Genomic DNA, 422 nt, shown 5'->3' on the forward strand with positions numbered 1-422 from the left:
CCGCAGGAAAGACGAAACTGCCCATAGCCGTGGCGATCCCCACGAAGAACGAGGGCCTGAACATCGCCGAGGCGGTGAAGTCGGTGCTCGGGCACTTCGAGGCGGTCGTCGTGGTGGACTCCCACAGCACCGACGACACCGTGAAGATCGCCGAGGAGTGCGGGGCCGAGGTGGTCACGTACACCTGGGACGGTGGCCACCCCCGGAAGAAGCAGTGGTGTCTGGAGAACGTCCGCACCGATCTGGACTGGATTCTGCTGCTCGACGGCGACGAGCGGCTGAGCCCCGGGCTGCTGGCCGAGCTGCGGGAGACCTTCCGCGATCCCTCCGCGCCGAAGCCCGCCGCGTACGACATCCCGCTCGGGTACTGGTTCTCGGTGAAGCGGCTCCGGCACGGATACACCCGCCGCCAGCGGGGGTGG

The 422-nt window shown here is 68.2% G+C and carries 1 protein-coding gene; it reads left to right on the forward strand.

The genetic code is table 11. From position 1 onward, the window contains the following. Positions 1–422: glycosyltransferase (locus tag RNB18_RS52675; RefSeq protein WP_394817817.1), on the forward strand; the 422-nt coding region annotated here is incomplete at both ends.

This window comes from Streptomyces doebereineriae, assembly GCF_031845645.1.
In the GTDB taxonomy this organism is placed as follows: domain Bacteria; phylum Actinomycetota; class Actinomycetes; order Streptomycetales; family Streptomycetaceae; genus Streptomyces; species Streptomyces canus.